Source organism: Carboxylicivirga linearis, assembly GCF_018271995.1.
Lineage (GTDB): Bacteria > Bacteroidota > Bacteroidia > Bacteroidales > Marinilabiliaceae > Carboxylicivirga > Carboxylicivirga linearis.
Window position 1 is genome coordinate 91611 of the sequence record NZ_JAGUCO010000003.1, and the last position, 21109, is coordinate 112719.

Here is a 21109-nt window from a genome sequence, read left to right on the forward strand (position 1 = left end):
TAAGAGGAGATGGCTTTTTTGTATAGTTCCATTAGTGGTTTTTATTTAACAATGGTAAACAGTTCTTGATGAGTGAGGTGAGTAGTTAAAGTATGAAATGTTGCTTTTCTTCTTCTTTGCTTTAAAAGTATAAGTGATTGTTGTTTAATGAGAAAAATATTGTTTTGATGAAAGATTTAGGTTGTTTTTTATTCTGTCGTTTTTTTAATGTATCATTGAAATAAAATTAATAATTGTAAAAAAGAATTAATTAATCCTTAAATCACAGTGTAGTATATGTTAGTATTGGTTTTAAATTGTGGCAGCTCGTCTATTAAATATCAATTGTTAGATATGAAAAGCGTTGATAAGTCTGAGGTAAAGGCTATTGGGGTTGTGGAGCGTATAGGTCTGGAAGAAGGAATTTTAACGCATAAACCACAGATAGATGGAGAGTTCAAGAAATATAAGTTTTCCAATCATATTCCGGATCATGAAGCAGGCATTAGCTTGATAATGGATTCGCTTGTAAACAGGGCTTATGGTGTAATTGAAGATATGTTGGATATTGAGGCAATTGGCCACCGGGTTGCACATGGAGGTGAGTATTTTAGTAAGAGTGTGTTAATTGATGATTTAGTTAAAGAACGAATAAATAAATTAAGTGAGTTGGCTCCGTTGCATAATCCCGCACATATGGCCGGTATTTTTGCTATGGAGAAGCTTTTACCAAGTGCTCCGCAAGTAGCTGTTTTCGACACTTCATTTCATCAATCCATGCCACCTGAATCATTCTTATATGCTATCCCATATGAGTTTTATACTAAGCATAAATTACGCAGATATGGTTTTCATGGAACCAGCCACAAATATGTAGCAGAAAAAGCTTGTGACTATTTGGGGGTAGATATTGAAAAAATGAACATAGTTACCTGTCATTTAGGAAATGGAGCCTCAATTGCAGCTATTAAAAACGGAAAATCATATGATACCTCTATGGGTTTTACTCCGGTTGAAGGGTTAATTATGGGAACGCGTGTTGGTAATTTAGATGTAGGAGCATTGTTGTTCTTAATGGAAAAAGAGAATCTCGATCTGAAAGGAGCTAACGATTTATTAAATAAAAAAAGTGGCGTTTTAGGTATTTCAGGAATCTCATCTGATATGCGTGATATTGAAGATGAATCATGGAATAAAAAGAATCCCAGGGCGACCTTGGCCCTAAATATGTATCATATGCGTGTTAAACGATATATTGGAGCATTTGCAGCTGAAATGGGTGGAATTGATTTGCTGATTTTTACAGGTGGAGTTGGTGAAAATGGTCCTGAGTCTCGCGAAGAGATTTGTTCGGATTTAGAATTTCTGGGTTTTACATTTGATAAAAATGCAAACAATGGAGTAAGGGGGAGTCTTAAGGTGTTGAGCACTCCTGAGTCTAAATTAAAAGTAATGGTGATTCCAACGAATGAGGAGCAGGTGATAGCCAGTGACACAGTTAAAGTGTTAAGGTCAGCTGTTCTTAACTAGAGTGATATTAAATACAAATTAAATAGCAGCTTCTGTTTATGTATGAATGGAGCTGCTTTACTTATCTTTTAAAAAATCAAGATTTCGTTTTAAGCCTGAATACTTGGTTCGCTTAACAGCTGATTTACGGAATAGCTCTCTGAATCGGTCCTCACTCATGTTATGCCATTCTTCTTTTGATAATTGTAACAGGTCGGGGTGAGGTGTGAATTCTTCTTCTGAGGTAGGACGCGCTTTCCAGTTCCAGGGACAGGCTTCCTGGCAGATATCACAACCAAAAGCCCAATTTTCAAATTTACCATTGAATTCTTCAGGTAATTCTTCTCTATGTTCAATAGTAAGGTAAGAGATGCACTTGTTAGAATCCAGTTGATAAGGACCAATCAGTGCCTTGGTTGGGCAGGCATCAATGCAACGGGTGCAACCTCCACAAGCCTCATTGATGGGATTGTCAGGTTCAAGCTCCATATTGATGATTAATTCACCAATTAAAACATAGCTGCCCAGTTTTTTGTGGATGAGGTTGGTATTTTTACCTATCCATCCCAATCCGCTTTTTGCCGCCCAGGCACGATCCAAAACTGGAGCTGAGTCGGTAAATAAGCGACCTTCCAAATTGGGATAGAGCTCTTTTTTAATGTAATCAAACAAGAGTTGAAGTTTGTCCTTTATCACAAAATGATAATCTTTACCGTAAGCATAACGAGCTAATTTTGGAGCATCAGATTGAGCTTGCTCGTGTTTTGGCTTATAGTTGAGTAATACAGAAACAACTGTTACAGCTCCATCAACCAGTAATGCAGGATTGACTCTTTTCTCTAAATGGTTTTCCATATAAGTCATACCTGCATGAAAACCATTATCAAGCCAGTTTTTTAGATTAACTTCATTTTGAGGAAGATGTTCGGCTTTGGAAAAACCAATATCAGAGAAGCCCAAACGAAGAGCTTCGTTATGTATTAGTTGTTTAGCCGAAAGTGTTTTGTGCATTGGTGGTGAAGATTTACCCCAATTTAATACCTTTTTCTTTACTAATGGCAATTACGGCTTGTTTTAACTCCTGAATGCTTTCTTCATCCAGTTTGCCAAAATCCAATTCGTACGGTTCGCCTTGGTTGAATAAAAATCGTATGCCTGTTACTTTAATCTGCGCTTCTTTAATATTTGTCCAATCAAAACTGTTTTCTTTTGAAAACATTGAAGGCTTAATGGCAATAATTGACTGACTAACCTTAATGTAGGCTTTCCCCCAAACGGTAATAGGATTGATGCCCAGGCCCATTAATAAATAGTATAAACCACCTAATGTAAAAATAATAAGGTGAGTAGTACTAAAATATTCTATTTGCTTGATGAGGAAATAAGCAACAACAGCTAATAACAAAGCACCCATTGCAATTCGAAAGATATTACGTGGATATCGACGAATTAAATCAAATTGTATTTCATTCATGAATGATGCAGCAACAATTACATTAAACCTAATTCCAGAAGTGCTTCTTCCGACAACATATCTTTGGTCCATGGAGGATCAAACGTCAGGTTTAAATCAACATGGGTAATGCCATCTATAGCTGAAACCTTTTCATGCACCTCTTCAGGCATCGATTCTGCTACCGGACAGTTTGGAGAGGTTAATGTCATTACTACGCGTGCTTTCCCTTCTTCATCCACATCAATCTCGTATATCAAACCTAGATCGTAAATATTAACAGGTATTTCCGGATCGAATATGGTTTTTAATACTTCAATTATCTTGCTTTCTAACTGTAAAAACTCTGTTCCCATGTCTTTCTTTTCTAATAAAACACTTGTTTTGCTTAATGGTTTACGCCTGTTTAGCCTTAAACGCTATTGCAAACAAACGCATTTGTTTAATCATGGCAACCAAACCATTAGAGCGTGTTGGTGAAAGATGTTCTTTCAAACCAATTTTTTCAACAAAACTAAGTTCGCTTTCCAGAATTTCGTCAGGAGTTCGGCCACTCAGTACTTTAACTAAAAGTGCCACAATACCTTTAACTATAATAGCATCGCTATCAGCTGTGTACTCAATCTTTCCGTCTTTTAATTCGGCATGTAGCCATACTTTCGACTGACATCCTTCAATAAGATTATTGTCTAAACGATTTTCTTCCTGAAAACCATCCAGATCATTACCTATTTCAATCAGATATGAGTATTTATCCATCCAGTCATCAAATACTGAAAATTCTTCAACGATATCGTCTTGTATCTCGTTAATGGTCATGTTAATTCAATTTGAACGGTTCTGATATAGCGGCAGAACCAATGATTTTAATTGGACAAAGTTGGTATTTTTCAATGAATCAACCAAACAGTTGGCTCACCTTGATAACGCCTTCAACTAAACGATCTATTTCTTCTTTGGTATTATAAACAGCAAATGAAGCACGTACAGTACCAGGAATGTTATATCGTTGCATTAGCGGTTGAGCGCAGTGGTGACCTGTTCGAACTGCCAATCCCATTTTATCCAGTAATGTTCCCATGTCAAACGGGTGAATATTACCCACATTAAACGAGATTACACTGGCTTTTTCTTTTGCAGTGCCGTAAAATTGGATATTAGGAATATCCGATAGCTTTTTCATTGCATAATCATGTAGCTCATGTTCGTAAGCAGCAATGTTTTTCAAGCCTAAATTATTTACATAGTCGATGGCTGCGGCCAATCCTACAGCGCCACTGTAATCAGGTGTTCCGGCCTCAAATTTAAAGGGAAGTTCATTAAATGTAGTTCCTTCAAACGATACGGTTTGAATCATTTCACCACCACCTTGATAGGGTTCCATTTGATTCAGCCATTTTTCTTTTCCGTAAAAAGCTCCGATGCCTGTTGGGCCATAAAGCTTATGGCCGCTGAATACGTAAAAATCGCAATCCAGTTCCTGCACATCTACTTTAACATGCTGTACAGCTTGCGCACCGTCAATCATTACCGGAATGTTATTGGCATGAGCTGTGGTGATGATTTTTTTAATTGGATTAATAGTTCCTAAGGCATTGGAAATATGGGCAACCGAAACCAGTTTCGTTTTATCGGATAACAGTTCTTCAAAACGATCCAACATTAATTCGCCATCATCATTAATAGGAATGACTTTTAAGGTAATTCCTTTTCGTTTTTCGAGCAATTGCCACGGAACAATATTGCTGTGATGTTCAAGTTGAGAAACAATAATTTCGTCGCCTTCTTTTAAGAAGGTCTCGCCAAAAGAAGATGCTATCAGGTTGATGGCTTCCGTAGTTCCACGCGTAAAGATTATTTCATGAGCATTAGGCGCATTCACAAATTGTTGCACTTTAATACGAGCATCTTCAAAAGCCTGTGTACACACATTGCTTAAATGATGTACTCCCCGGTGAATATTGCTATTGTATTTAGTGTAGACTTCGTCGATGGCATTGATAACCTGCACGGGTTTGTGGGCCGTGGCAGCATTATCGAAATAGGCCAGAGGCTTTCCATAAACTGTCTGGTTCAGAATTGGAAAGTCTTTACGGATTTTTTGAATGTCTATGCTCATTGTTGTCTTTTATAAAAGAAAACCGGGAAAGTAAAAACATACTATTCTACTTTTTCCCGGTTATAATATTATTGTTTTAGCTTACAGGCAGCTGGCATTACTGCCGGGTTGACCGCAAACTACGCAGGAATCACACTTGTCAAATTCTCCTCTGAAACGTTTTTCTACCAAACCTCTTATTTGTTCCTTCAAAGGCTCAACTCTAATTTTTTCAATTACTTCGTATGCAAATGCAAACATTAACAAAACTCTACTTTCATCCTGATTGATGCCTCGGGCACGTAAATAAAACATAGCTTCATCATCCAACTGACCAACGGTTGCTCCATGACTACATTTTACATCATCAGCATAAATCTCTAACTGAGGTTTACTGTTGATTTTTGCATTCTGGGTAAGTAATAAATTGTTATTACTCTGATAAGCATTGGTTTTTTGTGCGTCTTTGGCAACGAATACTTTTCCGGTAAAAGCAGCTGTAGATGAATCATCCATCACACCTTTAAACAATTCAAAGCTTTGACAATTGGGTTTGTCGTGGTTGATGGAAGTGAAATTATCAACATGTTGGTTTTTATCTGTCAGATATAAACCATATACATGACTCTCGCACTGCTCGTCATCCATGATAACGCCAACATTATTTCGGGCTATTCCTGAATGAAGAGTTAAGTTGTTAGTAAGTATGTTAGAGTGTTTTTTCTGATGAACGTATAATCCCTGAACCTGAGTGGTTAGATTATGTTGGTTTTGAACATTGTATACATCAAAAACACTGTTTTGGTTGGCAAACACTTCAGTCACAGTATTTACAACAAAGCGTTGTGCAGACATGGTATGATCGCATAGCATCATTTTTAGCTGTGCATTTTCTTCCACTATAATAAGATTACGTTGGAATGCCAAACGATCCTCATCACCTGTCATGATGTTAACTACTTGAATAGGTTTTTCAAGTACAACGCCTTTAGGAACATAAATAAATGCACCGTCCTGAGCAAAAGCCGTATTCATAGCAACCAGGCTATCTTCCTTTGTTGGAGCTATCTCACCATAGTGCTTCTCAAATGCCTCAGGAGCTTTTTCTGCAGCTTCACGCATACTGCAAACAACAACACCATCAGGCAAGTTTGTGTCGCTATCTTTAGCTGAAAACCATCCATTTACTAAAAATACATTGTATGTATTTAGCTGTGGTACTTCGCAATGAAAGTGCTGGGTTACATCGGTATGGGCCGCCTCATTTGTGAAAGCTAAATTCAGGCTTCCTTTAAAATAAGGTTGAAGATTAGTGTATTTATAAGCTTCAACTTTATTGGAAGGTATACCTTTTTCTTCAAAGATTTTTATGGCTTCTTCACGCAAAGAGTTCATCTTTTCAGGTGAACCACTTTGTATAAGAGGCAACTGATCGTTGAAGAGTTTTATATATTCTTCTTGCAGATCTACTATTCGGCAAGCTACATTCATATCTTAATGTTTTAGTAGTGAGATAATAGCAATGAGTAATGGTGTTGTGTGCCATACTCCATGCTTTGTACTCTTTACCAATTAATCTTCAAATTCCTTTTTTATCCAGTCGTAACCTTTTTCTTCCAGCTCAAGAGCCAACTCTTTTCCAGCAGATTTTACAATGCGACCTTTATACAATACATGCACATAATCAGGTACGATGTAATCTAATAAGCGCTGATAGTGAGTGATGACGATGGTTGATCTTTCCGGTGATTTTAACTTGTTAACACCATTTGCTACAACACGTAAGGCATCAATATCAAGACCAGAATCTGTTTCGTCCAGAATAGCCAATTTAGGCTCTAGCATTGCCATTTGGAAAATTTCGTTCTTTTTCTTTTCTCCACCCGAAAAACCCTCGTTTACCGAACGATTAGTAAGGTTTGAATCAATGTCAACCAATTTCTTTTTGTCACGCATAAGCTTCAAAAAATCGCTGGCAGAAATCGGATCTTCACCTCTGTATTTTCGGTGTTCGTTAACTGCCGTACGCATAAAGTTTACCATGCTAACACCTGGAATCTCAATTGGATACTGAAAACTTAAGAACATTCCTTCACGGGCCCTGTCTTCAGGTGATAAATCAAGTAAGTCTTTTCCATTGAAAGTTACACTTCCATCTACTACTTCAAACTTTTCGTTACCTGTCAAAACTGACGAAAGGGTACTTTTTCCTGCTCCGTTCGGTCCCATAATGGCATGAACTTCTCCAGGTTTAATTTCCAGATTAATACCTCTCAGTATTTCTTTGTCTTCTATTTTGGCGTGTAAATCTTTAATGACTAACATATGATGTAACTGTATAAGTTGCTATTTTAATTAATTATATTTGGGTTATCCTACGCTACCTTCAAGGCTAATTTGAAGCAGTTTTTGAGCTTCAACAGCAAATTCCATTGGCAACTGATTGATTACTTCTTTAACGTAACCATTTACAATCAGGCCAACAGCATCTTCGGTACTTAAACCTCTTTGGTTGCAATAGAATATTTGATCTTCTCCAATTTTTGAAGTCGTTGCTTCATGTTCTACTTTGGCTGTGTTATTAGCAATCTCAAGGTAAGGAAAAGTATGAGCTCCACATTTATCACCTAACAGTAACGAATCACACTGGCTGAAGTTTCGTGCATTTTCAGCTCTTTTCGAAACTTTTACCAAACCGCGGTATGAGTTTTGACTCTTTCCGGCAGAAACACCTTTAGATACTATTAAACTACGTGTGTTTTTACCCAGATGAATCATTTTGGTACCCGTGTCAGCTTGCTGATAATTATTAGTTACCGCTACGGAATAGAATTCACCAACGGAATGATGACCTTGTAAAATACAGCTTGGATATTTCCAGGTGATGGCAGAACCTGTTTCAACCTGAGTCCATGAGACTTTAGAATAATCACCTTTACAAATGGCTCGCTTGGTTACAAAGTTGTAAATTCCACCTTTTCCCTCTTTATCTCCAGGATACCAGTTCTGAACCGTTGAATATTTTACTTCGGCACGGTCATGAGTTACAATCTCAACAATGGCAGCGTGAAGTTGATTCTCATCTCGTTGCGGGGCTGTACAGCCTTCCAGGTAACTAACATAGCTATCGTCATCGGCTACAATAAGAGTTCTTTCAAACTGTCCTGTATTCATGGCGTTAATACGGAAATAAGTTGAAAGTTCCATCGGACAACGAACACCCTTAGGAATATATACGAAAGAACCATCAGTGAAAACTGCCGAGTTTAAAGCGGCGAAAAAGTTATCACCGTGAGGTACTACTGATCCTAAATATTTCTTAATCAAGTCAGGGAATTCCTGAATGGCTTCACTGATTGAACAGAAAATAATTCCTTTTTCAGCCAAGGTTTCCTTAAAAGTGGTTTTTACCGAAACACTATCAATTACAGCATCAACAGCTACGCCTGAAAGTATTTTTTGTTCATCCAATGGGATGCCCAGCTTGTCAAAGGTAGCCCTTAACTCCGGATCTACTTCGTCCATGCTTTCCAATTCAGGTTTCTTCTTGGGAGCTGCATAGTATATGATGTCCTGAAAATCAATTTCAGGAATATTTAAATGAGCCCAGTTGGGAGCTGTCATGGTTTGCCAATGTCGAAATGCTTTTAAACGAAACTCAAGCATAAATTCGGGTTCTTTTTTAATTGCCGAAATCATGCGTACGACTTCTTCGTTCAAGCCTTTCGGAATGGTGTCCATATCAATATCGGTGTAAAAACCGTATTTGTATTCCCCTCCTGTAACTTCGTCTAATATTTTATTTTGATCTTCAGCCATAAATTCTTTTACAATTATTCGTCAGTCTAACAATGGGTTTACATATTAGTTCACTGTTAGCTTTCTTTTCCAGAAACAAGGATATAGGTGATTGAGCTGGTAAAAATATTAAATTATTAAGATTAAATAAAAGGATTATCAAACAGATTGTTGTCTAAACATAAATTTGACATATAGGTAGGATCCTACATTTTGGTAGATCGTTTTTACAGCCCTTTAGCCAAACGATAAACCACTGGCTCCATCGGGTAATATAAATCCACCCGGGCGATTAGCAATTACTTTTTTGTACATGCCTTTTGCCATATTAGTGGCGCGCAGTTTTGCATATTCGGCCTTTTCTCCTTCAAATATTTCATCAATGGTTTCTTTCCATAATGCAACCCACTGATCAAAATGACCGGTTGTGATACTATGTTTAAATTGTTTATCAACACCCTGATGAGCGCGTGCCGGGTTACCATTAAAGCCTTTTACTTCAAGTAGGTTTAACTCCCAAAAATCAGTAAGTAACACAAAGTGTTCTTCCCAAGCTTCTTCTGATGTAATTGTTTGGTTAAAAAAGGGGCCCAAAAGCTCGTTGGCCCTTACCTTTTTATAAAATGCTCTTACGAGTGTTTCGATGCGATCTCTGTTATCTAAATCCGGTTTATTCATTATATGTCCTGTTTACAAGCAAAACAGCTAATTGAAAGTTTTGTTTTGATTATTTGCAGCTTCGACCCGTTACTGTTTTTAAATATTTGTAAAGATTCTGAAAAAGTGGAAGTTTAGATATTGTATTCTGTTAAAATACCCTAAAACCATTCGTTCCAGAGGGGCTTTTGTACGCTATTTGATTAATGATAGAAAAAGATAGAACTATGTGTAAAGAAGAAACAAAAGCTATGCAAAAGTCATTGGTTGCCGGTTTGGTTACCATTGCTTTTATTGTTGCTATAATTGTATTGATCTGATTGAATAGTAGCTATACTGATTAAATCCAGAAGAGCTATTTTTAGGGTAGTAATAATGAATAAAATTCCTAAATTCGTTATTGTTAACCAATGAATAGTACTTAATGGATACCGGGCAAAATGGAACTTATCCATTTGAAGAATTAAAATCATTAATAAAAGGTGATCTTCTGTTTGATGAAACATCCTTACAGGTTTATTCAACTGATGCTTCGGCTTATTCTGAACGTCCTCTGGGTATTGCACTGCCTCGTGATGTCAGAGATGTAGCCAGTATAGTTAAATTTGCTTCTCAATACAAAATACCGGTTATTCCCCGTACAGCAGGAACTTCTTTGGCGGGGCAGGTTGTTGGTGCTGGTTTAGTTGTTGACATTGGCCGGTATATGAATAAGATACTTGAGGTTAATGCTGACGAGAGATGGGTTAGAGTAGAACCTGGAGTTGTTTTAGATGAATTGAATCAACATCTTAAGCAATTTGGTCTGTTCTTTGGCCCGGAAACTTCTACTTCCAGCCGTTGCATGATAGGAGGTATGGTTGGCAATAATTCATGTGGAGCTCACTCTTTAATTTATGGAAGCACCAGAGATCATACGCTTGAATTAAAGGGTTTTTTATCCAACGGTGATGAAGTGCATTTTAAGCCCCTTCAAAAATGGGAGTTTGAGAGTAAGTGTCGTCAGGAAGATTACGAAGGTGAGATATATAGCCAATTAAGAGATGTTCTTACCAATAAAGAGAATAGAAAGGCTATTAGGAAGGAATATCCGCATCCTGAAATTCATAGAAGAAACACCGGTTATGCGCTTGATATTCTAATGGAGTCGCTGCCCTTTGATGAAGATACAAGTCCTTTTAATATATGTAAGTTGATAGCTGGTTCGGAAGGGACATTAATGTTTGCAACCGAAATTAAGCTTAACCTAATAGATGTTCCTCCAAAGGAAAAAGGATTGGTGTGTGTGCATCTGAATTCATTAGAAGATGCTTTAAAAGCCAATCTGGTGGCCTTGCAGTTTAATCCAGGTGCCATTGAGTTGATGGATAAAACCATCATGGATCTGACAAAAGATAATCCGCTTCAAAATAAAAACCGATTTTTTGTTCAAGGTGATCCGGAGGCATTATTGTTGGTTGAGTTTGCACGTGAGTCAAAGGCGGAGATTGATGAGCTGGCAACTCAGTTAACTCAGGCATTAAAAGAAAAGGATTTTGGATATGCTTACCCAGTTCTTCATGGGCAAGAAATTGGGAGGGTTTGGTCGTTGCGAAAGGCTGGCTTAGGAGTGCTCTCGAATATGCCTGGGGATGATTTGCCTGTGCCTGTTATTGAAGATACGGCGGTGCGTCCAGTAGATTTGCCGGATTACATAGCTGATATAAAAGAGGTTCTCGAAAAATACGGAAAAGAATGTGTTTACTATGCACACGTAGGTACTGGTGAGTTGCACCTTCGTCCGGTGTTAAATATGAAGCGACATGAAGATGTCCAGATGTTTCATGATATTGCCCTGGATGTTACTCGTGTTGTAAAAAAATACAAAGGATCGTTGAGTGGTGAGCATGGTGATGGCAGGTTGCGCGGTGAATTTATTCCTTTGATGGTTGGAGAGCATAATTACGATCTGTTTAAGGTTGTAAAACAAATTTTCGATCCTGCCGGAATTTTAAATCCTGGTAAAATAACGGATACGCCACGGATGAATTCATCTCTTCGCTACAAGAGTGCTAAAAAGGAGGTGATTTCTGATCCATTGTTCGATTGGTCAAAAACAAAAGGAATGGTTAGGGCCGCAGAGCGATGTAATGGCTCAGGTGATTGTCGAAAAAGTCATTTGATTGGCGGTACTATGTGTCCCAGTTATATGGGTTCGCATGACGAACGTCAAACAACCAGGGCCAGAGCTAATATGCTGAGAGAGTTTTTTACTGGTGGTATACCTCATACAAAATTGGGCTTTGATGAAGTGAAATCGGTGCTTGATTTGTGTTTGTCGTGTAAGGCTTGTAAGACGGAATGTCCGAGCAATGTGGATATGACGAAGTTAAAGGCTGAATTCTTGCAAGAATATCATCATCGATTTGGTACGCCGTTTAGAAATAAGCTGATTGGAAGATTGCCAATACTGAATCGTTTTTTTATGATTTGGCCAAGCCTATATAATATAGGTATAGGTTTGAAGTTTTCAAAGAAAATAGCAGAATCGGGTTTTGGCTTTTCATCAAAGCGAAGTTTACCCTCAATACATTCTAATTCCTTAAGAAAGTGGACTAAAACATTCAAACCAACTCCATCCAATAAAAACATATTCCTTTTTGCAGATGAGTTTACTAATTATAACGATACACTCATAGGTATTAAATCTATATTGCTGTTTGATAAGTTGGGTTATGGAGTTAGGGTTCCGCACCATTTTGATAGCGGTCGAACTTATTTGTCTAAAGGTCTGTTGAAAGAAGCCGAAAAGTTTGCCGTAAGAAATGTCTTAGCACTATCAGAGGTGGTGGGAGATGATAACCCTTTGGTGGGTATTGAGCCCTCTGCAATTCTAACCATCAGGGATGAATATCTGGAATTGGTACCTTCCTATCTCAAAGAAAAAGCGCTTTATCTGGCAAAACATACTTATACCTTTGAAGAGTTTATGGCCAAAGAGAATGATGCAGGGGCAATTGATAAAACTTTGTTTGTAGAGGAAGAAAGAAATATTCGTTTTCATGCTCATTGTTATCAGAAAGCATTGTCAGATACCTCATTAACGAAAAAAGTACTTGAGATACCCGGTAAATATACAGCCGATGAAATCCCCTCGGGCTGTTGCGGAATGGCTGGATCATTTGGGTATGAAAAAGAACATTACGATTTATCAATGAAAATAGGAGAGTTGGTTTTATTCCCTGATGTGCGAGAGCATAAAGATGAATCAATGATTGTTGCTGCCGGAACTTCGTGTCGTCATCAAATAAAAGATGGTACCAATGTGGAGGCCCTCCATCCTGCAGAAGTGTTGTATGAAGCCTTAAAATAAATCTTTTCGATGTGTTTTTTTGGGGGGGGAGGAAAGAGCAAGTAAAGTGGAGTAGTAATTTTTGATAAAAAAAGTGTTGATTTGGGTGGTGCTTACAATTTCTAAGCTTCAAGGGGTGTCTGAAATGTTGACATATGTCATGAAGTGACAAAAATCATAAATCATAATTTAATAAAGCACATTAAATCAAATACATATAACTTGTGTTGCTTTGTTTAAAATTCCTTACGATTTATAAGGATGTTGTAGTAAAATATCTATTTTTGGTTATATAAACAGGTCCAAATTAAAACTATTCAATATGGATACTAAGATGAAAGAATTCATGGATAGCGTTAGGGTTAAAAACCCTGGCGAAGACGAATTTTTGCAAGCCGTGCAAGAAGTAGTAGAAACAGTATGGGATTTCTATCAGGAAAATCCACATTATAAAAAGGCTAAAATATTGGAACGTATGACAGAGCCTGAAAGGGTAATTATGTTCCGGGTTCCATGGGTTGACGATAGCGGTGAGGTTCAGGTGAACCGAGGTTATCGAGTTGAATTTAATTCAGCGATAGGTCCATATAAAGGAGGATTACGATTCCACCCGAGTGTGACTTTAAGTGGTTTAAAGTTTTTAGGTTTTGAACAGACTTTTAAGAATAGTTTAACCACCTTGCCAATGGGAGGTGGGAAAGGCGGTTCTGATTTTAATCCCAAAGGAAAGTCTGATAATGAAATAATGCGATTTTGTCAGGCTTTTATGAGCGAGTTGTATCGCCATATTGGTCCTAATACCGATGTGCCAGCTGGTGATATTGGTGTTGGCGGACGAGAAATTGGATATTTGTTCGGTCAATATAAAAAACTTCGCAACGAGTTTACAGGTGTATTAACCGGTAAGGGAGCTGAGTTCGGAGGTAGTTTAATTCGACCTGAAGCAACTGGTTTTGGTGCTATTTATTTTGTTCGTGAGATGTTGGCTCTTCGTGGTGAAAATTTGAAAGGTAAAACGGTTGCCTTATCTGGGTTTGGTAATGTGGCCTGGGGAGCTGCCATAAAAGCAGTTGAATATGGAGCTAAAGTAGTAACTATATCAGGACCCGATGGATACGTTTACGATGCAGATGGTATTTCAGAAGAGAAAATAGAATATATGTTAGAGTTACGTGCATCAAACCAGGATGTGGTTGCTCCATATGTTGAGCGTTTTCCTGAAGCGCAGTTTTTTGCAGGTAAAAAACCATGGGAACAAAAGGTTGACGTTGCTATTCCATGTGCCATTCAAAATGAGCTGAATGAGGATGATGCCAAAATGTTGATAGCTAATGGATGTCAAATCATAGCGGAAGCCTCTAATATGGGATGTACTGCTGAAGCTGCATATTTAGCAACCGATAAAATTGTATTTGCACCAGGTAAAGCAGTTAACGCAGGTGGAGTGGCTGTGTCAGGCTTAGAAATGACTCAGAATAGCATGCGATTAGGTTGGTCGGAGAAAGAAGTGGATGAGCGTTTAGATCAGATAATGACTAATATTCATAGTGCTTGTGTTCGATTTGGTAGTGAGCCTAATGGTAAGGTTAATTACATTAAAGGAGCTAATATTGGTGGGTTCGTAAAAGTTGCTGATGCAATGATTGCTCAGGGTGTAGTATAATTTTTCTTAATGCAACTATATTAAAGCCGTCTATGTTGAACTTAGGCGGCTTTGTTATTGATGATAGAATATTTGAGACATTATTATGCTTTACCTATTTGTTATAAGGGGTGATTAATTTAAATGCGTTAATTTTGCACCATAATTTTTCTAAATAAGCAAGTTTTGATAGATACACATTCACATATATATACCGAAGAGTTTGATGAGGATAGAAGTGCAGTAGTAAAAAATGCACTTGATAGTGGAGTTAGAAAAATTCTGCTACCTAATGTAGATGCTTCAAGTATTGAAAGATTACATCAAACCGAAAAAGAATTTCCAGATGTTTGTATTGCAATGATGGGAGTGCATCCTACTTCGGTAAAGGAAGATTATCAGGCAGAATTAGATATTGTTAAGCAGTGGCTTGATAATCGCCCCTATATCGCAGTAGGTGAAATTGGTATTGACTTATATTGGGATAAGGCATTCAGAAAAGAACAGATGGAGGTTTTTGAGCAACAAATTATTTGGGCAAAAGAAAAAGATCTGCCAATAGTTATACATTGTCGTGAAGCTTTTCCTGAAGTGTTTGAAGTAGTGGAGAAGCAACTGGATGATAAACTTAGAGGTGTTTTTCATAGTTTCACCGGTTCTGCAGATGATGCTATAAGAATTGAAGAGTATGGTAGTTTCTTGATGGGAATTAATGGAGTAGTTACCTTTAAAAATACTCATCTTCGCGAAGCTTTAAAAGATGTATCTATAAATAAGCTGGTTTTGGAAACAGATGCTCCTTATTTAGCGCCTGTTCCATATAGGGGTAAGAGAAATGAGCCTTCATATATTCAAAAAGTAGCAGGTACATTAAGTGAGGTATATGAAAAACCAATCGATTATATAATCGCCCAAACGAGCGAAAACGCATCACGCTTATTTACTATTTAGTGTTGAATTGATATGGAAGAAAGACAAGTTCTGATAATATATACAGGTGGTACAATTGGTATGGTCATTGATCAGGAGACTAATACTTTGGTTCCTTTTGATTTTGAGAAAGTGTCGAAGCAAGTGCCGGAACTGAAAAAATTCGACTTTAATGTAAAGAGTTATTCCTTTGATCCACTGGTTGATTCGTCCGATATGCATCCTGATATTTGGATTAAACTGGTTGAGATTATTGAAGAAAACTATACTCTATATGACGGGTTTGTTGTTTTGCATGGAACCGATACAATGGCCTATACAGCTAGTGCTTTGAGTTTTATGCTCAATAATCTAAAAAAACCTGTGATCCTTACCGGTAGTCAGCTACCGTTGGGAACGATCAGAACGGATGGTAAAGAAAATTTAATTACAGCATTAGAAATAGCTGCTGCTCAGAAGAACAGACAAGCTTTAGTTCCTGAAGTATGTATTTATTTCAACGAAAAACTTTTCAGGGGAAACCGGACGACAAAATACAATGCCGAACATTTTAGGGCGTTTCGTTCTGATAATTATCCGCCGTTAGCAGAAGCAGGTATACATATAAAGTACAATTATCCTTATATAAGGTATAAAACAATGAACGGAGCTTTTAAAGTTTCGAGAAAAATGGATACGAATGTTGCCTTACTCAGAATTTTTCCGGGTATCAATAAGGAAGTTGTTAAAGCTGTTTTAAGTGTGAAAGGCCTGCGTGCAGTGGTGCTTGAGACGTACGGATCCGGAAATGCACCAACTCAGAAATGGTTCTTAAAAGAGGTAGAAGATGCCCTGGCTCGCGGACTTATAATTGTTAATGTTACACAATGTCTGGCAGGAAGTGTTGAAATGTGGCGCTACGAAACGGGTGTTCATCTTCTTGAAATGGGTGTGGTAAGTGGCCATGATATGACTACAGAAACAGCTATTACAAAATTAATGTATCTCTTGGCTAACACGAATTCTGTGGAGGAGGTTAAAAACAATCTTAATAAATCTTTACAAGGCGAAATATATATATAGAAAGTTTGTATTTGGCATTTTTTTTGTATTTTGCATGCCTGAAAAATTAAAGGATTTTTATCTTCTGAATGTCTAAAAAGTTTAAGGCGTGGGGGATAAACAGTAAGAATTATTTGAAGTATTAACAAAACTGATACGAATCAAAATTTTTAGCAGACTATGAAAAAGCTATTTGCGTTTTTAGCAGTATTTGGAATGCTGAGTCTAGGTATGAATACCGTATATGCTCAGGACGAGGAAAATGTAGCAGACGAAGCTACTACAGAGCAGGTAACTGAAGAATCAGCAGTTAGTGAAGAACCAGCAGCTATGGTTGACGATGAAACGCCAGCTGAAGCTCCAAAAGGTATTCACAAACAGATTAAAGCAAAATTCATCGAAGGTGGTGCTATCTTTATGAGTTTTGTATTGTTAGCCTTAATTTTCGGTTTAGCAATCTGTATTGAGAGAATTATTTATTTGAATCTAGCTTCTACTAACACTAAGAAGTTGCTTCAAAACATTGAGAATGCATTGAATGACGGTGGTGTTGAAGCTGCTAAAGAAGTATGCCGTAACACTAGAGGTCCAGTTGCTTCTATTTTCTACCAAGGTCTTGACCGTTTCGATGAAGGTATCGAAGTTGTTGAGAAGTCGGTTATTTCTTATGGATCAGTTCAAATGGGTCTTTTAGAAAAAGGTTTAACCTGGATTTCATTATTTATCTCATTAGCACCTATGCTTGGGTTTATGGGTACTGTAATCGGTATGATCGAAGCTTTCGATAATATTCAGGCTATGGGTACTATCTCTGCATCAGCTGTAGCAGGTGGTATTAAAGTGGCGTTGATTACTACTGTATCTGGTTTGATCGTAGCTATCATCCTTCAGGTATTTTACAACTACATCGTATCTAAAATCGATGGTATTGTAAATACAATGGAAGATGCTTCTATCTCTCTACTAGATATTTTGGTAAAATTCAACATGAAAAAATAATCTGTCATTATGACTAAGCTTTCAAAAATATTAAATATCGTATTATACCTGATATTAGCAATAACAATGGTATTTGCAGGTATGTTCTTCTTCGGAGGTGAAGTAGAAGGTGCCACTTATCACACACCATTGTATACAGGATCATTCCTAAACTGGGGTATCTTGTTAGTGTTTATAACAGGTGGTTTAACTTTGTTAGCGGAGATTTTCAATTTGATTTTGCATCCTAAGAATGCTGTGCGTACATTTATCTCAATAGGTTTACTATTGATTGTTACACTTATTTCTTATGCATTAGCAGATACAACACCGCTTAACTTAGTTGGTTATCAAGGTCCTGATAATGTACCTAGCATGTTAGCATTAGCTGGTACTTTCTTATATGGAATGTACATTCTGTTTGGAGTAGCAATTATTGCTATTGTTTATGCAGAATTATCTCGATTGTTTAAATAATTGTCCCTGCTTGACGTAAGTCAAGGGACCATAAAAGTATAATCGTTTATGGGAAAAAGAGAAGTACAGGAAGTAAATGCAGGGTCAATGGCGGATATCGCCTTCTTATTATTGATCTTCTTCCTGGTTACCACTACCATGGACTCTGATACAGGTTTGGCTCGATTGCTTCCTCCTATGCAGGAAGATCAGCCAGATGATACACCGCCAATTAAAGAGCGTAATGTATTTACTGTATTGGTTAATAGCAACAATCAGTTGTTGGTAGAAGGTAAACCAATGGAAATGGGAGAGTTGACTGAAGCTACAAAGGAGTTTATGGTGAACCCTGAGGATAAAGCTGATTTACCAGAAAAGAAAGAACAAGAAGTTCCTTTCTTCGGAATACAACGTATCTCTAAAGGAGTAATTTCGTTGCAAACCGATAATGGTACGGAATATCAGACTTATTTGATGGTTCAGAACGAACTTCAGCGTGCTATTAATGAACTAAGAGAGGATCTGGCCAAAAGAAAATTTGGTAAGGAATACGAAAAATTGGAAAAAGAAGAGCAAGATGCTATTCGTACCATTGTTCCACAAAAGATTTCTGAGGCAGAACCTAAAAATATAGGAGGTAACTAGTATGGCTAAATTCAGAAAAAAGAAGAGTGGAGGCCAGACTGCTATTAACACAGCCTCCTTGCCTGATATCGTTTTTATGTTGCTTTTCTTCTTTATGGTATCTACTACTATGAAGGAGGTAGATTTAAAGGTTGAAGTTCGACCTGCAGAAGCAACTGAATTATCGAAATTAGAGAAAAAAGAATTGGTAACATTCATTTATGTTGGTGTACCGGCAAAAAGTTACCAAGGATTATACGGAAGTGAGCCTCGTTTGCAGTTGAATGATCAATTTGCAACGGTTGGTGACATTCAGAGTTATATTGCTCAATCTCGAGATGCAATGCGTGAAAGTGAGCAAGCTAAGATGATTACATCTATCAAAGCTGATAAAGAATGTCCTATGGGTATTATCACTGAAGTAAAACAAGCTTTACGTAAGGCCGCAGCGTTAAAAATTAACTACTCAGCCAACGAAAAAGCAGAAGTGAGATAATTGAATATTCAATTATATATAAAAAAGGGAGCCTGATGGTTCCCTTTTTTATTGATTAAAGTTTTGTTCCCAGTATGGTTTGAATCGATCTATAATAAAATGCCTCCAGACACTTTTTATTAAATCAGGCCACTCCTCTTCGAACTCTCCAGAACCATGAACCTGCACTTCTAGAAGGGTAGAATCTTGTTCCATTGTAAGATTATAAGTTGTTACTAAGGTTAAGGCATGACCTGCCAAACCTAAAGGTCCTTCCATGCGAAGTAATTTGCCTCTTTGAGCTCCGGTAACAACTGCATGGCGAATTCCATCACCTGACTCATCAAATATCTCGTAGAATCCACCTCCTGGTTTTGCTTCAATGTATAATTTTAATGGTTTGTCACTAAATGTATGATCCCACCATGGACTAATATCTCCGGTTAAATGATCATAAATCTCAACGGGTGAGCCTTTCAGTATTGCAGAAATTTCGAACTGAAAGTGTTGTGAAGTTGATTCTATCTCTTTTTTAGATTGATTACATGATAATATTAATAGGAGTATTGATATTATAAATATGTGTCTCATAATTTTGGGGTATTTATAAAATAAAAACACCTGATAAAAGTGGATTGTTTATCAGGTGTTCATGTTAAAACTCTCTATTGGCTTATACTGCACCTTGTGATAACATAGCATCGGCAACCTTAACAAAACCACCGATGTTAGCCCCATCTACATAATTGATGAAACCACTGTCTTTTTTTCCATATTCACTGCAAGTGTGATGTATATTTTGCATTATTATCTGAAGACGGTTATCTACTTCTTCGCGAGTCCAGTTTAATCGCATACTGTTTTGTGTCATTTCAAGCCCGGAAACTGCTACGCCACCAGCATTGGCTGCTTTACCCGGGCCAAACAATATTCCCTTTTCAATAAAGGTATGTATTGCCTCCGGAGTAGAAGGCATATTGGCGCCCTCTGAAACACAGTAACAACCGTTTTGAACTAGAGTGATGGCTTCAATTTCGTTAATTTCGTTTTGGGTTGCACTTGGTAATGCTATTTCTCCTTTTTCTTTCCAGGGACGTTCATTCTCAACGTATTTCACTCCAAACTTTTCTGCGTATTCTTTAATGCGACCCCGTTTTACATTTTTCAAGTACATAACATACTTTAACTTGTCGCCGTCAATACCATCAGGGTCAAAAATATATCCATTCGAATCGGATAAAGTAACCACTTTACCTCCCAGGTCATTTACTTTCTCAACAGAGAATTGAGCAACATTTCCAGAACCGGAGATGAGCACTGTTTTGTTCTTGAAAGTCTCGTTGCGGGTTTTGAGCATTTCCTGAGCAAAATAAACGTTGCCGTAACCGGTAGCTTCTGGCCGGATTAAGCTTCCACCATAATTAAGGCCTTTACCTGTTAAAACACCTGTAAATTCATTCTTAATACGTTTGAATTGCCCGTAGAGGAAACCAATTTCCCGACCACCGACGCCAATGTCACCTGCAGGTACATCAGTATTCGGACCAATATGACGGTATAATTCTGTCATAAAACTTTGGCAAAATCTCATTACTTCGTTATCCGATTTTCCTTTCGGATCAAAATCACTGCCTCCTTTACCACCTCCCATGGGTAGTGTAGTCAAACTGTTTTTAAATACTTGTTCAAAGGCAAGAAATTTAAGAATACCTAAGTTTACCGTTGGGTGAAAACGTAATCCTCCTTTATAAGGACCTATGGCGCTATTCATTTCAATACGATACCCACGATTTACACACATCTCTCCTTTGTCGTTAATCCAGGGAACTCTGAACATGATAATGCGTTCAGGTTCAACTATCCGTTCCAAAATTCGCGCATGTTTGTACTTGGGATTTTCATCGAGAAACTCATCTAAAGATTCTACTACCTCATGTACTGCCTGATGAAATTCAGGTTCTGCTGGGTTTTTAGCTTTTAATTCAGCCATAAAGGCATTAATGCCTAATGATGAAGTGTGTGACATACTTGTTGCTTTTAAAGGGTTGTTAATTGAGTTTTATAGGTTTTATTACCGTTTCTATTTGTATCCCATCCCCCTGTTGATTATCAATCGTCACTAATCTTAATCAAAACAA

General features: G+C 37.5%; 20 protein-coding genes. 9 read left to right on the forward strand and 11 right to left on the reverse strand.

Annotation, left to right across the window (positions count from 1 at the left end):
- Positions 1–276: 276 nt before the first annotated feature.
- Positions 277–1509, forward strand: coding sequence for an acetate/propionate family kinase (locus KEM10_RS05960; protein ID WP_212214709.1), 1233 nt, complete (start codon positions 277–279; stop codon positions 1507–1509).
- Between the two features lie 57 nt (positions 1510–1566).
- Here the strand turns inward: KEM10_RS05960 and queG are convergent, their stop codons facing one another.
- The 9 genes from queG to KEM10_RS06005 all read right to left on the reverse strand — a co-directional run bounded on the left by queG (position 1567) and on the right by KEM10_RS06005 (position 9515).
- Positions 1567–2499, reverse strand: coding sequence for a tRNA epoxyqueuosine(34) reductase QueG (gene queG / locus KEM10_RS05965; RefSeq protein WP_212214712.1), 933 nt, complete (start codon positions 2497–2499; stop codon positions 1567–1569).
- 13 nt (positions 2500–2512) lie between these two features.
- Entirely contained in the window at positions 2513–2962 is a 450-nt protein-coding gene (locus tag KEM10_RS05970) for a hypothetical protein (protein WP_212214715.1), read from the reverse strand.
- Between the two features lie 17 nt (positions 2963–2979).
- On the reverse strand, positions 2980–3297 hold the full coding sequence (locus KEM10_RS05975) for an SUF system Fe-S cluster assembly protein (RefSeq protein WP_212214717.1): 318 nt from the start codon (positions 3295–3297) through the stop codon (positions 2980–2982).
- A gap of 40 nt (positions 3298–3337) precedes the next feature.
- The gene (locus KEM10_RS05980; protein ID WP_212214719.1) at positions 3338–3760 is read right to left on the reverse strand and encodes a SufE family protein; all 423 of its coding nucleotides are present in this window, start codon (positions 3758–3760) and stop codon (positions 3338–3340) included.
- 79 nt (positions 3761–3839) lie between these two features.
- Positions 3840–5060, reverse strand: coding sequence for an aminotransferase class V-fold PLP-dependent enzyme (locus KEM10_RS05985; protein ID WP_212214721.1), 1221 nt, complete (start codon positions 5058–5060; stop codon positions 3840–3842).
- 81 nt (positions 5061–5141) lie between these two features.
- Positions 5142–6530 (reverse strand): Fe-S cluster assembly protein SufD, encoded by a 1389-nt coding sequence (gene sufD, locus KEM10_RS05990; protein WP_212214722.1) that lies wholly within the window; start codon positions 6528–6530, stop codon positions 5142–5144.
- An 81-nt stretch (positions 6531–6611) separates the two neighbouring features.
- Positions 6612–7364, reverse strand: a complete 753-nt coding sequence (gene sufC, locus KEM10_RS05995; RefSeq protein ID WP_212214724.1) for a Fe-S cluster assembly ATPase SufC — start codon at positions 7362–7364, stop codon at positions 6612–6614.
- Positions 7365–7409: 45 nt separating this feature from the next.
- Complete coding sequence (gene sufB / locus KEM10_RS06000) at positions 7410–8858, reverse strand: Fe-S cluster assembly protein SufB (RefSeq protein WP_212214726.1); 1449 nt, start codon at positions 8856–8858, stop codon at positions 7410–7412.
- A gap of 216 nt (positions 8859–9074) precedes the next feature.
- A complete protein-coding gene (locus KEM10_RS06005; RefSeq protein WP_212214728.1) occupies positions 9075–9515 on the reverse strand; it encodes a group III truncated hemoglobin in 441 nt (146 codons plus the stop codon).
- A 403-nt stretch (positions 9516–9918) separates the two neighbouring features.
- Between KEM10_RS06005 and KEM10_RS06010 the strand changes: the two genes are divergently transcribed.
- The 8 genes from KEM10_RS06010 to KEM10_RS06045 all read left to right on the forward strand — a co-directional run bounded on the left by KEM10_RS06010 (position 9919) and on the right by KEM10_RS06045 (position 18992).
- Positions 9919–12846 (forward strand): FAD-binding and (Fe-S)-binding domain-containing protein, encoded by a 2928-nt coding sequence (locus tag KEM10_RS06010; protein ID WP_212214730.1) that lies wholly within the window; start codon positions 9919–9921, stop codon positions 12844–12846.
- Between the two features lie 301 nt (positions 12847–13147).
- A complete protein-coding gene (gene gdhA / locus KEM10_RS06015) occupies positions 13148–14488 on the forward strand; it encodes an NADP-specific glutamate dehydrogenase (protein WP_212214731.1) in 1341 nt (446 codons plus the stop codon).
- Positions 14489–14653: 165 nt separating this feature from the next.
- A complete protein-coding gene (locus tag KEM10_RS06020; RefSeq protein ID WP_244825585.1) occupies positions 14654–15418 on the forward strand; it encodes a TatD family hydrolase in 765 nt (254 codons plus the stop codon).
- A 12-nt stretch (positions 15419–15430) separates the two neighbouring features.
- Entirely contained in the window at positions 15431–16459 is a 1029-nt protein-coding gene (locus tag KEM10_RS06025) for an asparaginase (RefSeq protein ID WP_212214733.1), read from the forward strand.
- Between the two features lie 210 nt (positions 16460–16669).
- The gene (locus KEM10_RS06030; RefSeq protein WP_244825587.1) at positions 16670–17437 is read left to right on the forward strand and encodes a MotA/TolQ/ExbB proton channel family protein; all 768 of its coding nucleotides are present in this window, start codon (positions 16670–16672) and stop codon (positions 17435–17437) included.
- Positions 17438–17446: 9 nt separating this feature from the next.
- A complete protein-coding gene (locus tag KEM10_RS06035; protein ID WP_212214738.1) occupies positions 17447–17893 on the forward strand; it encodes a hypothetical protein in 447 nt (148 codons plus the stop codon).
- Positions 17894–17941: 48 nt separating this feature from the next.
- The gene (locus KEM10_RS06040; protein ID WP_212214741.1) at positions 17942–18517 is read left to right on the forward strand and encodes an ExbD/TolR family protein; all 576 of its coding nucleotides are present in this window, start codon (positions 17942–17944) and stop codon (positions 18515–18517) included.
- A gap of 1 nt (position 18518) precedes the next feature.
- Positions 18519–18992, forward strand: coding sequence for an ExbD/TolR family protein (locus tag KEM10_RS06045; RefSeq protein WP_212214778.1), 474 nt, complete (start codon positions 18519–18521; stop codon positions 18990–18992).
- A 48-nt stretch (positions 18993–19040) separates the two neighbouring features.
- On the opposite strand, the gene KEM10_RS06050 is transcribed toward KEM10_RS06045, so the two are convergent.
- Positions 19041–19562: a hypothetical protein gene (locus KEM10_RS06050; protein WP_212214792.1), complete on the reverse strand. Its 522-nt coding sequence runs from the start codon at positions 19560–19562 to the stop codon at positions 19041–19043.
- An 82-nt stretch (positions 19563–19644) separates the two neighbouring features.
- Complete coding sequence (gdhA, locus tag KEM10_RS06055; protein ID WP_212214795.1) at positions 19645–20997, reverse strand: NADP-specific glutamate dehydrogenase; 1353 nt, start codon at positions 20995–20997, stop codon at positions 19645–19647.
- Between the last annotated feature and the right edge of the window lie 112 nt (positions 20998–21109).

Coding starts and splice junctions, on each gene's coding strand:
- sufC (WP_212214724.1), bottom strand. CDS start 7,364: ATGTTAGTCATTAAAGATTTACACGCCAAAATAGAAGACAAAGAAATA.
- KEM10_RS05960 (WP_212214709.1), top strand. CDS start 277: ATGTTAGTATTGGTTTTAAATTGTGGCAGCTCGTCTATTAAATATCAA.
- KEM10_RS06030 (WP_244825587.1), top strand. CDS start 16,670: ATGAATACCGTATATGCTCAGGACGAGGAAAATGTAGCAGACGAAGCT.
- KEM10_RS06035 (WP_212214738.1), top strand. CDS start 17,447: ATGACTAAGCTTTCAAAAATATTAAATATCGTATTATACCTGATATTA.
- sufB (WP_212214726.1), bottom strand. CDS start 8,858: ATGGCTGAAGATCAAAATAAAATATTAGACGAAGTTACAGGAGGGGAA.
- KEM10_RS06040 (WP_212214741.1), top strand. CDS start 17,942: ATGGGAAAAAGAGAAGTACAGGAAGTAAATGCAGGGTCAATGGCGGAT.
- gdhA (WP_212214731.1), top strand. CDS start 13,148: ATGGATACTAAGATGAAAGAATTCATGGATAGCGTTAGGGTTAAAAAC.
- sufD (WP_212214722.1), bottom strand. CDS start 6,530: ATGAATGTAGCTTGCCGAATAGTAGATCTGCAAGAAGAATATATAAAA.
- KEM10_RS05970 (WP_212214715.1), bottom strand. CDS start 2,962: ATGAATGAAATACAATTTGATTTAATTCGTCGATATCCACGTAATATC.
- KEM10_RS05980 (WP_212214719.1), bottom strand. CDS start 3,760: ATGACCATTAACGAGATACAAGACGATATCGTTGAAGAATTTTCAGTA.
- KEM10_RS06025 (WP_212214733.1), top strand. CDS start 15,431: ATGGAAGAAAGACAAGTTCTGATAATATATACAGGTGGTACAATTGGT.
- KEM10_RS06050 (WP_212214792.1), bottom strand. CDS start 19,562: ATGAGACACATATTTATAATATCAATACTCCTATTAATATTATCATGT.
- KEM10_RS06045 (WP_212214778.1), top strand. CDS start 18,519: ATGGCTAAATTCAGAAAAAAGAAGAGTGGAGGCCAGACTGCTATTAAC.
- gdhA (WP_212214795.1), bottom strand. CDS start 20,997: ATGTCACACACTTCATCATTAGGCATTAATGCCTTTATGGCTGAATTA.
- KEM10_RS05985 (WP_212214721.1), bottom strand. CDS start 5,060: ATGAGCATAGACATTCAAAAAATCCGTAAAGACTTTCCAATTCTGAAC.
- KEM10_RS05975 (WP_212214717.1), bottom strand. CDS start 3,297: ATGGGAACAGAGTTTTTACAGTTAGAAAGCAAGATAATTGAAGTATTA.
- KEM10_RS06005 (WP_212214728.1), bottom strand. CDS start 9,515: ATGAATAAACCGGATTTAGATAACAGAGATCGCATCGAAACACTCGTA.
- queG (WP_212214712.1), bottom strand. CDS start 2,499: ATGCACAAAACACTTTCGGCTAAACAACTAATACATAACGAAGCTCTT.
- KEM10_RS06010 (WP_212214730.1), top strand. CDS start 9,919: ATGGATACCGGGCAAAATGGAACTTATCCATTTGAAGAATTAAAATCA.